The organism is Sedimenticola selenatireducens, assembly GCF_007625115.1.
Taxonomy (GTDB): Bacteria; Pseudomonadota; Gammaproteobacteria; order Chromatiales; family Chromatiaceae; genus Sedimenticola; species Sedimenticola selenatireducens_A.
In genome coordinates, this window is record NZ_VMNH01000035.1 from 1 (window position 1) to 14,292 (window position 14,292).

The 14,292-nt window shown below is 49.9% G+C and carries 11 protein-coding genes and 1 pseudogene; 10 read left to right on the forward strand and 2 right to left on the reverse strand.

The genetic code is table 11. From position 1 onward, the window contains the following. Nucleotides 1-213: 213 nt before the first annotated feature. Nucleotides 214-756: a DUF4118 domain-containing protein gene (locus FHP88_RS18740; RefSeq protein WP_186297797.1), complete on the forward strand. Its 543-nt coding sequence runs from the start codon at nt 214-216 to the stop codon at nt 754-756. A 3-nt stretch (nt 757-759) separates the two neighbouring features. On the opposite strand, the gene FHP88_RS18745 is transcribed toward FHP88_RS18740, so the two are convergent. Both FHP88_RS18745 and FHP88_RS18750 read right to left on the reverse strand, forming a co-directional pair. Further along, the gene (locus FHP88_RS18745; RefSeq protein WP_029134661.1) at nt 760-2,214 is read right to left on the reverse strand and encodes a sensor histidine kinase; all 1,455 of its coding nucleotides are present in this window, start codon (nt 2,212-2,214) and stop codon (nt 760-762) included. Nucleotides 2,215-2,330: 116 nt separating this feature from the next. Beyond that, nucleotides 2,331-3,032 carry a response regulator transcription factor gene (locus tag FHP88_RS18750; protein WP_029134662.1) on the reverse strand — a complete coding sequence of 234 codons (702 nt, stop codon included), beginning with the start codon at nt 3,030-3,032 and terminating at the stop codon, nt 2,331-2,333. Nucleotides 3,033-3,761: 729 nt separating this feature from the next. Here FHP88_RS18750 and FHP88_RS18755 point away from each other — a divergent pair. The 9 genes and pseudogenes from FHP88_RS18755 to FHP88_RS18800 all read left to right on the forward strand — a co-directional run. Beyond that, entirely contained in the window at nt 3,762-4,121 is a 360-nt protein-coding gene (locus FHP88_RS18755) for an IS30 family transposase (protein ID WP_051302619.1), read from the forward strand. A 271-nt stretch (nt 4,122-4,392) separates the two neighbouring features. Beyond that, on the forward strand, nt 4,393-5,592 hold the full coding sequence (locus FHP88_RS18760; RefSeq protein WP_029134663.1) for a cytochrome b N-terminal domain-containing protein: 1,200 nt from the start codon (nt 4,393-4,395) through the stop codon (nt 5,590-5,592). 732 nt (nt 5,593-6,324) lie between these two features. Further along, on the forward strand, nt 6,325-9,126 hold the full coding sequence (locus FHP88_RS18765; RefSeq protein ID WP_144360686.1) for a molybdopterin-dependent oxidoreductase: 2,802 nt from the start codon (nt 6,325-6,327) through the stop codon (nt 9,124-9,126). 68 nt (nt 9,127-9,194) lie between these two features. Next, entirely contained in the window at nt 9,195-10,202 is a 1,008-nt protein-coding gene (locus FHP88_RS18770; protein ID WP_144360687.1) for a 4Fe-4S dicluster domain-containing protein, read from the forward strand. A gap of 74 nt (nt 10,203-10,276) precedes the next feature. After that, a complete protein-coding gene (locus FHP88_RS18775; protein ID WP_051302621.1) occupies nt 10,277-11,020 on the forward strand; it encodes a cytochrome c family protein in 744 nt (247 codons plus the stop codon). Nucleotides 11,021-11,072: 52 nt separating this feature from the next. Continuing rightward, nucleotides 11,073-11,741, forward strand: coding sequence for a molecular chaperone TorD family protein (locus FHP88_RS18780; protein ID WP_037375986.1), 669 nt, complete (start codon nt 11,073-11,075; stop codon nt 11,739-11,741). Between the two features lie 53 nt (nt 11,742-11,794). Continuing rightward, nucleotides 11,795-12,376, forward strand: coding sequence for a NapC/NirT family cytochrome c (locus FHP88_RS18785; protein ID WP_051302625.1), 582 nt, complete (start codon nt 11,795-11,797; stop codon nt 12,374-12,376). A 208-nt stretch (nt 12,377-12,584) separates the two neighbouring features. Continuing rightward, nucleotides 12,585-13,397 (forward strand): chlorite dismutase family protein, encoded by an 813-nt coding sequence (locus FHP88_RS18790; RefSeq protein ID WP_051302626.1) that lies wholly within the window; start codon nt 12,585-12,587, stop codon nt 13,395-13,397. A gap of 312 nt (nt 13,398-13,709) precedes the next feature. Further along, nucleotides 13,710-14,024: pseudogene (locus FHP88_RS18800) on the forward strand (DUF4372 domain-containing protein); the annotation flags it as partial. Nucleotides 14,025-14,292: the final 268 nt, after the last annotated feature.

Below are 14,292 nucleotides of genomic sequence, written 5' to 3' on the forward strand. Positions count from 1 at the left end.
TCGCTCCAGTAATTCACGCTCTTCGTCTTTGAGCTCAATATCAACTGCAACCCGCATAATGTTTTTCCAGAACCAAGAAACAGCCCTTATTTTACATTAAATACGGCGGGGTACACTAGCCGGTGGTTGTTGAGTTGACTGATCTAGTCAGAAGGTTCAGGTGCCGGAACACACGAAATGTGTTTGGTATCGCCCGGGACCGCAAGTAGAGGTATGCACAGTCAGTCCAGTCCTATGGATAAAGCCGGCTTTCTGTTACAGTCGAGTGTGCTGCGTGGAAGTTGGAGGGTGATGATGCGTTATCCGCTGTTTGGTGTTCGGCGAAGGGAGTCGCTCGGTAGTCTTAATCACTATCTGATAGGCTTAGCCTTGGTGGTGGGTGCGGTTTTGTTGCGACTGATGATCACTTCAGAAGCGACAAGTGCCGCAGCACCCTTTATTACTTTTTTTCCAGCAACAGCGCTGGCGGCACTCATCGGTGGACTGGGGCCTGGCATCATGGTCGCTGCATGTGGGGCGGTACTTGCGTCTACGATATTCTGGACGCACCCGGTTTTTGAATTTGTAGCCGAGGATTGGGTGCTGCTCTGTTTTTACCTTGTCACCGAAATCATTATCTGTCTGGTTATCGATGCGATGCATTCTGCAAGCAGCCGTTATCTAATGCTGATTGAGGAAGTTGAATCGAAAACAAAAACACATCCATTCTCACGGGAAACAAATCAGCACTGCCGGCAGGCTAAAAACGACGGATAAGAATTAATAGTCGATAGGGAGTGGAAGCCGGATACAGAACACTGTTCTACCCGGTCCCGAGACAACAAGGTTAACGTCCCCACCATGTACCATGGCAATCTCCCTTGCAATGGACAGCCCCAAACCTGAACTGCCAAATTTTGTTGATGACATAAAAGGTGTAAACAGCCGGCTTATTATCTTTCCAGATATACCTGGACCGTTATCAGCAACATCCAGTTCAAGCATGTCTTCCTTGATGAATGTGGAAACGATAACTTGATCGGCGCCAGCTTCCAATGCATTTCTTATCAGGTTGCTGACCGCTCGGTAGAGTTGTACCCTGTCGGCAACTACATGTAGCTCCTGCGATACTTGGTTAATCAGCTCATAGGGTGGTTTTACATGACATTCTTTAAAAAGCTCGTCAATCAGAGTAGACAAGAGAAATCTGTGTGGGTTGAGATCGAGGACCCCGTCCTGGGCAAAGGACATGGAGCTTCGACATAGCTCCACCGATCGATCAATAGCCGCTAACAGTCCGGGTAATATTCTTTGGACCTCTGGGTCAGAACTTGTTTCAAGCGTATCCGATGCCAACATCACCGAGGAGAGTGTGCCGCGCAGATCATGCTGAATTTTTGTTACTGCCATTCCGATGGCAGCCAGGCGTGTCCGATATATTAGGGCGGCACGAATGTCATTCTGCATCTGCCTGAATGCCTCTTCGGCTATACCAATCTCATCAACCCTGCCACTGCAAATATTGCTTCGACTGGCATCAGCGGGTGCGCGGCGGAAATCCAGGATTATGCTGGTTAACCGCTGCAGTCTACGCACTACAGCGATCTGAAGAAATCCATAGAAGGAGATCGATACCAGTAGCGCTGTAAAAAGCGCGGTACCGATGGCGCGTTTGGTATTTTCCATTGACTGCCAAAAAAGATCATGGCATCCCACATCTATCTCCACTAGGATAGCGTTTTCCCCATGAGGATCACCGGCGATATGAATTACTTTATTGCCTGGGCTTATGGCGGTCTGCAGCATCATGCCCAGCATTGAAGGGATACTGGAATTGCGTAGGTCATAGTACACGTTATGGACCAGCGGCATGTTTGGTCCCAACATCAGGATGCTGTTATCTGATTTGCGAACAGTAATGCCGAGTACGTTTGCCTGCTTTAACAAGCGGTTCTGTAGAGAAGTATCGATCAAACCGTTGGGTGATGCTTCGAGTGAAATTGAGATGAGATAAGCGGCAGCTACACGTTCTTCCAGCCAAGTGGTGCTGTAGTGGGAAATGAGGGGGAGTGTCATCAGTGAGGTGACAAGAAGAATCACTAGCAGTGAAAAAAGAATAACGCGAGCTGAAAGGCTATCTTCCAGTAGGTTAGCACCCTTTACTTGCAATATTGTCTTCGCAGGCTTATTTTCTGCCTCGGCATCCTGGGTCGGCTGTGTCTCAGTCCGTATCATAAGAAAAATCCCAAGGATGAATGTCGCGGTTAGTGGCTCTGAACAGCGGCAGTTGCTTACCAATGATAGTTTTCAATGATATTCGTTCAGTCGGGTTGGTGCAGTAAAGGTTGCACTCAGGCGCGTCGCGCGGTGCGGACCTCACCGTCAAGTCGGTATCCACCTGGTTCCGTAATCAGGAGGCGTCGGCTGCCATCGGAAGGCTCGATCTTTTGGCGCAGTCGGTAAATGTGGGTCTCCAGAGTATGCGTTGAGATCTCCGCGCTGTAACCCCAGACAGCACCGAGAAGCTCATCACGGCTGACGAGAGTTCCTTTACGATAGAGGTGTTTAAGTATTGCCGATTCCTTTTCAGTCAGGCGAACACGTTGTCCGTTGACGTTTGCCAAATACTTGTCCGTCGGTTTGAACGTGTAGGGTCCAAAATTCAGCGTTACATCATCGTGTTGTTGATGTTGGCGGATCTGTGCGCGTAACCGGGCTAGTAGCACGCTGAAGCGAAACGGTTTCACGATGTAATCATTCGCTCCAGCTCCTAGTCCACGGATTGTATCTTCATCGGTGTCAGAAGCGGTCAACATGATGACGGGTGTGTTAAAACCACGCCTTCGCATTGAACGGCAGATATCGAGTCCATCGCCATCGGGTAGGTCCAAATCGAGACATATAGCGTCAAAGGATTCATTCAGCACTCGTTCATGCCCCCCCTTCGCAGTTGTTTCGGTAAAGACGTTATAATCCCAGCGTTCAAGCTGTTCCGCCAATGCCTGGATCAGGTGGACATCATCATCGATCAGAAGAAGGCGATCTAAGGTCATTATATTGGTTCCTACGCGTTCGCGAAAATTACTCCGGTAAAAGAATTAGGTATAGGGAATCATTACATTCTGTGAGGCGCATCTCTTTCCAGTCGAGAAATCTAAATCTGATGATGCAGGCCGTCTGAATATCACTGATGACCCCTTATTCTCCTACAAGACACGACTTAATTTATTAACGGCCTTGAATTGAGTTGTATCATAGCTTGCGTGTAGTGGTTTGCACTAGTGTCCAATGTCGAGAACGTTGACAAAGATCAATACTTATCTGCTGCGGACTCGGAAAAGGTCAAGCTCTATCCCGTTATCGCTATTACATAGACGCAGGGGGAGTGACCCGACTATATGCGTCCGGCGCATTAAGTTCATCAGCAAGGTCAGCAGTAGATGCTACTGTAACCAATTGGCAGCCAGTAATTCAAACCCGGCACCGGGAGATTCCTGGGGGTGCCTATTTCCCAGTCTAACGCTAGGTTTGTTCACGAAGACGTGAACTCACGGGTTTGTGATTGGCCATATCGAATTCCCAAGCCCACACTATCCGCGTGTTTCAAATAATGCTTCGGTTGCTTTGGATCTACCAGTATGTCTGTGCCGACAAACGTCACGGTGGTCAGGTGGTCATCTTTACAAATACCTGCGCTGCCAGAAGCCGCGCAGGAAGCGCTACGGCAGCTATGATCGTCGTGGACAGATCAAAGGCGGGTCTGCATTGACGAACGGCCCGCAGTGGTTGAACGGCGCTCTCGTATCGGTGACTGGGAGGCCGATGCTGTGATCGGACAACCGGGTGGCGCCGTGTTGGTCACCCTGGCCGAACGCAAGACACGACAGTGCATCCTGGCGCTGTCTCCCGACAAATCAGCCAAGGCTGTCAAAAAGGCCATTATTGGAGTGCTCCAGCCCCATGCAGTTTATGTTCACACCATCACCTATGACAATGGTAAGGAGTTTGCGCATCACAGAGAGATCGCAAGTGCTCTCGATGCAAGCGGTTACTTCGCTCATCCATACCATTCCTGGGAGCGAGGATTGAATGAAAACATGAACGGCCTGATTCGCCAGTATCTGCCCAAAGGCAAAAGCTGAGCGTGATCACGATAATCGATGTGGTTATGTTCACGCTATTTGATGGTGCCTCCCGCGGCGCAGAACGCGAGTGTAATGACTGGCTTCCCTGCCGGTGTTGGTGAGGTTTTGAGATTAGAAGGTTGCCAGCTCGTTGTTGAAGTCCTCAAACAGATCCTGTGAGATTGATCACCGTCCTGGTGGTAACGTCGTAGTTGAGCGGCGTAGTGGTTTTCGAACGCGGTGGTGAGTTCGTACAGGAAGTCGAGCCTATACTCTACTCAGGATTGCAATGAAAATTGAACGCGTCCATTGGCGGAATTACTTCGGTGGATTGGCTCTGGTTTTTCTGTTCGTCGAGGGGATGACGGGGATTCTTCTTTCTCTGTTCTATGAGCCCACCCTGGTCGGGGCCTACGACAGCATAAAGGAGCTCTACAGTGATTTTCCCGCCATCGGCGCGTGGGTCAGAGACGCTCATCGATGGAGTGCCTTACTGCTGTTCAGTGCCATCTTCGTACATGCGTTGAGAAGCCTCGTCAGAAGGGATTTTCTTGTGACGACCAAGAGAATCCGGACCTTGTGGGTTGCCGGGGTTCTCTTGACAGTGGTGCTGGGACTTCTCCTGCTGACGGGGTTCGTTCTTCCGTGGGAGTGGAGGGCCTACTGGACGATGGAAATGCTCTCGAACTATTTCGGTGCCATTCCCCTCGTCGGTTCGGTCTTCGAGGAATTCCTGGTGGGAACCTTTACGCTGAGCAGGAATTTCGTGGCCCATGTGGTGATCCTGCCGGTCATTACTCTCTTCCTGCTGGATATGCACCTCGTCGTTGTACGCAGACGCACGGGCGGGGTGAGTGCCTACCTTTTCAAACATAGCCTTCTTTCCCTGCCGTTTCTCGCCGCGGCCGCCGCTCTGACGGTTTTCGTGCCCATGCCGACCTCGGACCCCTTCGTCGTTCCGAGGCCGTTCGAGGGCGAAGGGATCCCGGTTCCGGAATGGATGTTCCTGATTCTCGTCACACCCTACCTCGGCCACGGCGAAAATGCAGCGTTCGCCTGGGGGTTCCTCCTGCCTGTCGTACTCTTGGTCGGCTTGGTTATTCTCCCGTTCCACGCCGGGAAGGAGCGAAGCAGGACGAAGAAGGAGGATCATGCAATGGCCGTCGACTCTTCGGTTTCCAGGGGGCGTCGCGCGGGATTGGCGCGTTCCGGGAAGGTGCGAGCGGGGGTTGTGGCAGTTGCAGTCGCGGGCCTTGCGACGGCCGCGTTCGGAGGATTGTACTCACAGGTTCACGTGGCTCCCGTAATGGGCTGCAGTTCGTGTCACAATGTTGCGAGGGGAAACAGAATGGGGAAACCACCGGTTTTTTTCAAAGACAGGACAGCCATACCGCTCAATGACGATCCGGAATGGCTGGTCAAGCACTACTACTTTCCCCAGAAATGGTCCGAGCGTACGACGAGGAAGCCGCGGCCCGTGTCAAGGTAGTTGAGCGCTTACAATATGTTGCCGATGGCTAAATCGAGATCGACAGCAACGCCTCGGAGCCTTCTCGGACGCGCGGAGGTTGATTGTCAATGCGGCCTTGTCCAAGGATTTTTCCAGGCTTTGGTCAACTCCTCACCACTCCCGGCAAAATACTTTCGTCTCGCTCCTTTTGCGTATGGTGGCTTGAATGCCAACTATCGCGCCAGTAAGGGTTTCAGTGAAACTTCGGAGACTATTTGTTGCCCTTGATATTTCTCGTCGCTTCAAATAGTTAGTGACAACGTTATTGGCTCACTACGGTCCATGAAAAGGTCAAGCCCTATCCCACTATTTCTATAGATGCAGGGGTGCAAGTGAGTCTACTCGTATACGCCAGAAGCATTAAGTTCCTCAGCAAGGTCAACAGTAATCTTCAATAGATGCTTTTGTAACCAATCCGGTAGCCAATATTCCCAGCCCCGGACGCTGGGTGATTCCTGTTGAGTTCATATTTCTCAGTTTAACGCTAGGTTGGTTCACGAAGTCGTGAGCTCACGGGTTTGTGATTGGCCATATCGGATTCCCAAGCCCACACTATCCGCGTGTTTCGAATGATGCTTCAGTTGCTTTGTATTTTGTTAGATGTTTGCAAGGTGGGGCATCCTGATTGTCATTTGTTGTTTGCATGACGGTATTCGGGCGTGATTTAGAAATCCGCACCCGAGTAATAATGTGGCACTGGGAGATTGAATAATGAACAAGTTCGGTTCAACACGTCGCGGTTTTTTGAAAGCCATGGGGCAAGTATCCCTTGGGATGCTTGTAAATGGATCCATAGTGATGCGCACGCTGGCGCAGACCAAGGATCCAATGATGCAGCATGACTATACGGGATGGGAGAATTTCCATCGTGAGCAGTGGTCCTGGGACAAAAAGACCCGCGGCACACACCTGGTCAACTGTACAGGCTCTTGCCCGCATTTTGTCTATACCAGAAATGGCGTGGTGATGCGTGAAGAGCAATCAAAGGATATTCCTAAGCTAAACGGAGTTCCTGAGTACAATCCGCGTGGCTGCAACAAGGGTGAATGTGCCGTCGACTATCAGTATGGCCCCCACCGCATCAAGTATCCGCTTATCCGTGTAGGTGAGCGAGGTGAAGGCAAGTGGCGTCGTGTTTCCTGGGATGAGGCGCTGGAATATGTTGCCAATGGAATTGTCGATACCATTAAAAATGATGCTTCCGACTGCATCAGCGTGTTCACTCCGGTACCGGCAGTTGCTCCAGTCTCTTTCGCAGCCGGGCATCGCTTTGCCTCATTTATCGGGGGCCATACGCACACCTTTTTCGACTGGTACGCGGATCATCCTACGGGGCAAACACAGGTCCAGGGTCTTCAGGGTGATACGTGCGAAACTGCTGATTGGTATAACGGCCGAACAATCCTGATGTGGGGCGCTAACAGCGCCTCGACCCGTATTCCAGATGCGCACTTCCTTCAGGAAGCCGTATTGAACGGCAGCAAGATGTATGTCATTTCCCCCGATTTCAATTCCACTGCCACCAAGGCGGACGTGTTTGTTCCAATTAAGCCGGGAACTGATGCTGCCTTGGCTCTGAGTATGGTGCACGTGATTGTCAAGGAAAAACTCTACGACGAACATAACCTGAAAGAACAGACTGATCTGCCGTTCCTGATTCGTACTGATACCAAGATGTATCTGCGTGAGGCCGATATGGTGGAAGGAGGCTCAGAGGAGAAGTTCTATACTTGGGATACCAAGACTAAAAAGCCGGTATTGATGAAAGGCAGTTGGGGCGAGGAGCCGGAAAAGAGAGCAAAACTCCAACCGGGCTTCATGGGTCGAAATACGTTTGTTTTTCCCGATGGCCATCTTGATTTGGGTGATCTGGATCCGGCCCTTGAAGGTACCTTCAAGGTTAAGCTTGCGGATGGTGTGAAGGTAAATGTTCAGCCGGTATTTGAGGTTTACAAGCCCAAACTGAATGAGTACACACCGGAAAATGTTTCGAAGATAACCGGTGTAGCACCTAGCGTTATCATTCAAATGGCGCGTGATTTCGCCATGAACAAGCCGTCAATGATTATCACGGGTGGTGGCACAAACCACTGGTACTGGAGTGATACTGTTCTGCGCGCGTTCATCTTGTTGTGTGCAGTGACCGGCAACGAAGGTTACAACGGAACAGGTGTCAATCACTATGTGGGTCAGTGGAAGCCTACACCCTTGCTTGGCGTTGTTAAGCTTTCGTTCCCTCACAGCCCTAAAAAGCATCGCTTCTGTCAAACTACCATCTGGACCTACTATCATGGCAATGTCTATGATGCGATGGAAAATGATGGCGTCGATACCGCGAAATATCTCCGGGAAGCATTGGAGACCGGACAGATGCCACTCTACCCGCAGAATGGACGTGATCCCAAGGTCTTTATCTGCTATCGAGGCAATTGGTTGAATAACGCCAAGGGACTCGATTATGTATTACGCAATCTGTGGCCAAAGATGAATTTGACAGTGGATATGAATTTCCGCATGGATTCCACAGCGCTTTACTCAGATGTGGTATTGCCAAGTGCACATTGGTATGAAAAGACCGACCTCAGCATGACCGAGGAGCACACCTTTATACATATGACTGAGCCTGCTATTGCCCCGCTGTGGGAATCAAAACCGGACTGGGAGATTTTTGCGCTGCTATCCAAGAAGGTGGGTGAAGTCGCGAAGAAAAAAGGCTTCACAAAGTACTTTGATGAGAAGTTCAATATAGCGCGAGACCTTACCAAACTCCATGACCAACAGATTGACGGTGGAAAGCTGGCGACCGATGAACAGGCTTGTCAGTTCATTCTCGACAATGCACCTCAGACACAGGGCATGACCCTGGATATGATTCGTAAGGAAGGACCACAGCGTTTCAAGAGCAACTGGACTTCACCTATGAAGGAAGGTGTTCCATACACTCCCTATCAACACTTTATTATGAAGAAGAAGCCGTGGCCGACGCTGACCGGACGTGAACAGTTCTACATAGACCATCCAACATTTTTCGAGTTGGGTGTTGAATTGCCTGTATACAAGGCTCCTGTTGATGCGGATCAGTATCCTTTACGTTTTAACACGCCACACAGTCGTTACTCTGTTCATTCGACTTGGAAGGACAATGTTCTGCAGCAGCGTCTGCAGCGAGGTGGACCGATGTGCGAGATTTCACCGGCAGATGCCGAGACTCGTGGGATCAAGGATAACGACTGGGTAGAGGTCTTCAATGACCATGGTCGGGTGGTGGTGCGTTGCAAGATCCGCAATGGTGAGCAGTCAGGTCGAGTGACTATGCATCATGAACCTGAGCTATACGTGGACTTGCTCGGAGGGGGGAACTCACAGAGCCCAATCCCTGTACGCATAAACCCCACGGCCTTGGTCGGCAACTACGCACACCTTAAGTTCAAGCCCAATTACTACGGACCGGGTGGTGTTCAGCGCGATGCGCGGGTCGAGATACGTCGCCACACAGGTTCTGTCACCGTCTGAAAACTGTGTGATTAAGCAATATCTGGTTATCAGCACCTGCTGCTAACTCCGTATGAGGATTATGAATTATGTCAAACAAGATGCTTACAACCCCGATGCGTCAGTTGACTTACATTGTTGATCTCAACAAATGTATTGGCTGCCAGACGTGTACAGTGGCCTGCAAGAAATTGTGGACCACGACGCCAGGTCAGGAGTTCATGTACTGGCGTAACGTGGAAACTACCCCCGGTCGAGGATATCCAAGAGACTGGCAGAATAAGGGCGGCGGATATAAGAATGGCATGCTACAGAAGGATGGTCACCGGCCGACCTTGGAAGAATACGGCGTGCCGTTTGAGTTCGACTATGCCGCGCGCCTGTTCGAGGGCAAGAAGGGCCGGGTGAAACCGAGCCCTGAACCACGCTGGTCGCCGAACTGGGATGAGGAACAAGGTGTCGGTGAATACCCAAACAATATATTCCAGTATTTGCCACGCATGTGTAACCACTGTGAGAATCCAGCGTGTCTGGAAGCCTGCCCAAATGACGCTATCTATAAGCGTGCAGAGGATGGACTGAACATTGTTAATCTGGAGAAATGTAAGGGTGCGCAGGATTGCATCAAGGCCTGCCCTTACGGCAAGGTGTATTTCAATGAAACTGACCAGAAGGCGAATAAATGCATCGGCTGCTTCCCCAGAATCGAAAAGGGAGTAGCTCCAGCCTGCGTTGCTCAGTGTGTGGGCCGCGCAATGCATGTTGGCTTCATTGATGATGTGGAGAGCTCTGTATACAAGCTTGCCAACGTCTGGAAGGTGGCTATACCAATGCATCCTGAATTCGGAACCAAGCCTAATGTGCTCTACATTCCACCCTTCGTGGGGCCGGCTATGCAAGATGAAAATGGCAATATGATGATGACGCAGAAAATGCCATTGGATGTACTGCAAGGTTTATTCGGGCCTGAGGTCGGTGGCGTGCTTGCGGTGCTGAAGGCTGAGCGTGCAAAGAAGATTGCCGGCCAAGGTTCCAAGCTTATGGACACCATGATTGGTGAGTTGAGTGATTCAATGATGATTTCTCCAATGACCTGAGGATGATTACGGGGTGGGGTTGTTGTTGGCCCCACCTCAATTTCCACGGCATCAATACGCAAGAGGTTTTTACGATGCATATTAATACCAATCTATCTGGCATAATTTATTTCGCTCTTTTGTCAGGTGCCCTTCTGCTCAGCCAGCCAATTCATTCGGCCGACCTGGCTGCAACCTATGAAGGCAAGGAGGTCTGTATCAAGTGCCATGACCTCCAGGGTGAAACCTTCGAGGAGACAGTGCATGCGAAGGCCTTCGACTCCCTCAAGCCCAAGGTAAAATCAGAAGCTAAACAACTGGCAAGTCTCGACCCAACCAAGGACTACACCAACGATACCAACTGCATCGGTTGTCACACCACAGGCTACGGCGAGCCCGGTGGCTATAACACGGATTTACCCGGTGGCTTGGCTAAAGCACTGCGGGGGGTGACCTGTGAGGCTTGTCACGGAGCAGGTAGCATATTCCGTGAGCAACATGGCGAGGCGGAGAACAAACTTAAACGTGAGGGTGAATATACCGATCGAAAAGTCTTGATCGCTGCGGGCCAGAACTATGATTACGAAGCCAAGTGTGTGGCGTGTCATCTCAATTACGAAGGTTCCGACTACAGCGGTACTCATCCTCCTTTCACGCCTTTCACGCCGACATTGGATGAAAAATATAAGTTTGATTTCATCAAGTCAGTGATGCACAGCGGTGAGAATGGGATTAAGTCTATCCATGAGCATTTCAAGCTTATCGGTGTATTCCAAGGAGAAGCGCCGGCTCTGCGGGATGAATTGCAAAAAAATGCCATCGATCCAAATGACTATTGATCGGGATGAGTGGATCCCTGTCCTGAAATGCGGGTAATTAGGAGCAAGAACGATGAACGAATCGGTTAGTGGACAACAGGAAGGGCGCGCAAGTTTGTATGGAATGCTGGCGCTCGGATTTACGTATCCAGATACAACATTGCATGAATTCTGGAATGATGGAAGTTTTGTTGCGGAGCTTGGGGCGGCAATAGATAAAGCGGCGCCTGAGATTATGGAGGCCTTTCAGGTGACGCTTGCCCCAGCACTCAAGATGACGGTGAATTACGAAGAGTTTGAAGCACTTTATCTGACTGCGTTTGAAACGGATCTTCCGAAGCGTAGCGTCTCACTTTATGAGGGGAGTTATGTGCAACGTGGTGGTAAATCGGACTTGTTGCTGGAACTCAAGGATTTCTATAGCAATTTTGGTTTGGAGGTTAGCGAAGAGCTTCATGAGTTAGAAGACCGGATTACAGCCGAGCTGGAATTCATGCAATTCCTAGCATTGAAGCAATCCCAGGATGGGATCGATAAAACCCCGTACATTATGGCGCAGCGTGATTTTCTAGAACGTCATCTGGCACCTTGGATGCCTCATCTACAGAAAGAGGTATACAAGCGTAACATAGGTACCTTCTATATAGGTTTAACGGATTTGCTGGCCAGATTCGTTGAGGCTGATCTGGAATACCTCAGGAAGATTGATCCAGATATTGAAACGCGGTCCGCACAGCGTTAAGGAATATCAGATTCCGTTACTGCGTACCATAGATTGAGAAGAGAAAAGTTGAAATGAAATTGCCAGGTTTGACTAGAAGAATTGGATGGTTCGGTGGTACTACGGTTCTTGGCGCAGTGGTATTCGTTTTTGCGGGAATAATATTTTGGGGCGGTTTCAATACCGCCATGGAGGCAACTAATACACTGGAATTTTGTATCAGTTGTCATGAAATGGAGCAGACAGTCTATCGCGAGTATACCCATAGTATCCATTTTTCCAACAGGACGGGTGTCCGTGCCACATGCGCTGATTGTCATGTGCCCAAGGACTGGATGCATAAGGTCGTACGTAAGGTGCAGGCAAGCGGTGAAATCTACCACAAGTTGATGGGTACTATCGATACTCCAGAGAAATTCGAAGAACGACGGTTGTACTTGGCCAACAGAGTGTGGGCAACCATGAAGTCAAATGACTCCAGAGAGTGCCGGAACTGTCACAGTTGGGAGGCAATGTCTTCGGATGCACAGAAGCCGACCGCCAAGCGCCGGCATCGCAAGGGTTTGGCAAATGGCGATACATGCATTGACTGTCACAAGGGTATCGCTCACAAGGATATTTCCAAATTTTATGATCCCGAAGCGAATGGAGGTTAACAAAATTATGACGCGTAACAAAGGGAATGTCTCAATAGGCACAGAAGACTCCGTCATGACAGCAACACCAGGAGGCCCAGGCAAACGGAGAGATAAGTAAATGCATCAGTGTGATTGGTGTTTTACGCCAGTTAGATTTTTAGCCACCGGGGTGATCCTGGAATCTTTAAATAACCTAGCTTTACGATATAGAGAAGGAGATAACACTGTGAACAAATCAAAGCGAATCCTTACGGCAATTGTCGGGATCGGACTGATGGGCATGGCAACACTTGCCGTCGCGGCCGATAAGATGATGGTAGATCCGGCCAAGATTTTGAGCGAAACGAATGTATATGGTTTGTACAATACCTTTAAGGTGCAGCCGAGCTACTATCAAATAAGCATGGCTGACCGCAGCAAAGCAGCCGCCGAAGTTGAGGCCGTAGTCAAGAAGCACAGCGACTCGGTCTTTGTTCAGGCGTACCTTACGCGGGGTTTTAAGAGTGAATCAGACTTTCTCCTGCGGATGCATGCTTATGAACCAGCTGCCGCGCAGGCGTTTCTAACTGATTTCTCGGCCACGAGTCTGGGCCGGAACTCAAAAGCAACCTTGGCCCTCATCGGTGTCACTAAAGGTCTTAATCATACAACCAAGGAAAAGTCGCCCAATCTTCTGAATGCACTGAAAAGCACGTCCTACTCGGCAGATGCGCCTAAATACGCGTTCGTGATTCCTATCGACAAGAGCCCCGAATGGTGGAATAAGACCGAAAAGGAAAAACTCGCAATGATGGAAGATCACACAATCCCAACATTGCCGTACCTGGTTAATGTCAAGCGCAAGCTCTACCATTCCACAGGGCTTGATGACACTGACTTCATAACCTACTTCGAGACCTCTGATCTGGTTGCCTTCAACAATCTCAATATCGCGTTGCATTCCGTATCGGAGATGCTCTACAACACGCGTTATGGCGATCCCATCGTGATGGGAACAATCATGTCGGTTACCGATGTCGTGGAAGCCATTTCCAAATAGTGAGTTCAAGGCAAGGTAAGTTCCCCCGGCAAAAGCCGGGGGCTTTTTAGAGTCCCCGATAGGGATCTGTAAACCCCTCGCCTTTAGGCGACGGATGGCGGGGTATAGGATATGCTCGGGAAATGGAAGCATACAAGAAAGGGAGCTACACGGTATGGGATTGTAAGTACCATCTGGTGTGGACGACAAAATATAGATATCCGGTCACTGCTGTCCCATAAATGCTTAACGAAAAGGCCTGATAACCAACTTGTTTTGATACAATGAAATCGCGACAACAAGTCATTGATCAACAAAAAAGGAAATCGGGCCTTGGCTCATAATAATACCGTATTTTCTCAATTACTCAAATTGGTTCCGCGACATGAATTCGAGGTCCTGGCAAACCAGCACCATGCGGGCCGAAAACTCCGCAAAATGACCCGCCGGTCCCAGTTCGTCGCCATGGCGACAGCACAGCTATCGGGCCGCTCCAGCCTGCGTGACATGGTCAGCAACCTCTCTGCACAGGCTGCCAAGCTTTATCATTTGGGCGTCGCACTGGTCAGCCGTTCCTCTCTGGCCCGTATCAACGAGCAACAACCCTATACCTTGTATGAGCAGTTGGTCGGCAAGCTCCTTGCTCGTAACCGTCCGGCGTAAAAAAGTCATTTTGTGTTATTCGGTAGGCATTTTGTGGGTGTATCTGGTGTGAATCCAAGTGGTCATTTACGGGGCATGAAGAGTTATCACAAAAAGTCGCCGGACGGTTACGAACTTACTGGCGTTCTGTCAAACTAGTGTACCCCGCCGTATTTAATGTAAAATAAGGGCTGTTTCTTGGTTCTGGAAAAACATTATGCGGGTTGCAGTTGATATTGAGCTCAAAGACGAAGAGCGTGAATTACTGGAGCGA

What these genes read in the sequence shown, in the direction of transcription:
- FHP88_RS18740 (WP_186297797.1), top strand. Translation starts at nt 214, where the DNA reads ATGCACAGTCAGTCCAGTCCTATGGATAAAGCCGGCTTTCTGTTACAG.
- FHP88_RS18745 (WP_029134661.1), bottom strand. Translation starts at nt 2,214, where the DNA reads ATGATACGGACTGAGACACAGCCGACCCAGGATGCCGAGGCAGAAAAT.
- FHP88_RS18750 (WP_029134662.1), bottom strand. Translation starts at nt 3,032, where the DNA reads ATGACCTTAGATCGCCTTCTTCTGATCGATGATGATGTCCACCTGATC.
- FHP88_RS18760 (WP_029134663.1), top strand. Translation starts at nt 4,393, where the DNA reads ATGAAAATTGAACGCGTCCATTGGCGGAATTACTTCGGTGGATTGGCT.
- FHP88_RS18765 (WP_144360686.1), top strand. Translation starts at nt 6,325, where the DNA reads ATGAACAAGTTCGGTTCAACACGTCGCGGTTTTTTGAAAGCCATGGGG.
- FHP88_RS18770 (WP_144360687.1), top strand. Translation starts at nt 9,195, where the DNA reads ATGTCAAACAAGATGCTTACAACCCCGATGCGTCAGTTGACTTACATT.
- FHP88_RS18775 (WP_051302621.1), top strand. Translation starts at nt 10,277, where the DNA reads ATGCATATTAATACCAATCTATCTGGCATAATTTATTTCGCTCTTTTG.
- FHP88_RS18780 (WP_037375986.1), top strand. Translation starts at nt 11,073, where the DNA reads ATGAACGAATCGGTTAGTGGACAACAGGAAGGGCGCGCAAGTTTGTAT.
- FHP88_RS18785 (WP_051302625.1), top strand. Translation starts at nt 11,795, where the DNA reads ATGAAATTGCCAGGTTTGACTAGAAGAATTGGATGGTTCGGTGGTACT.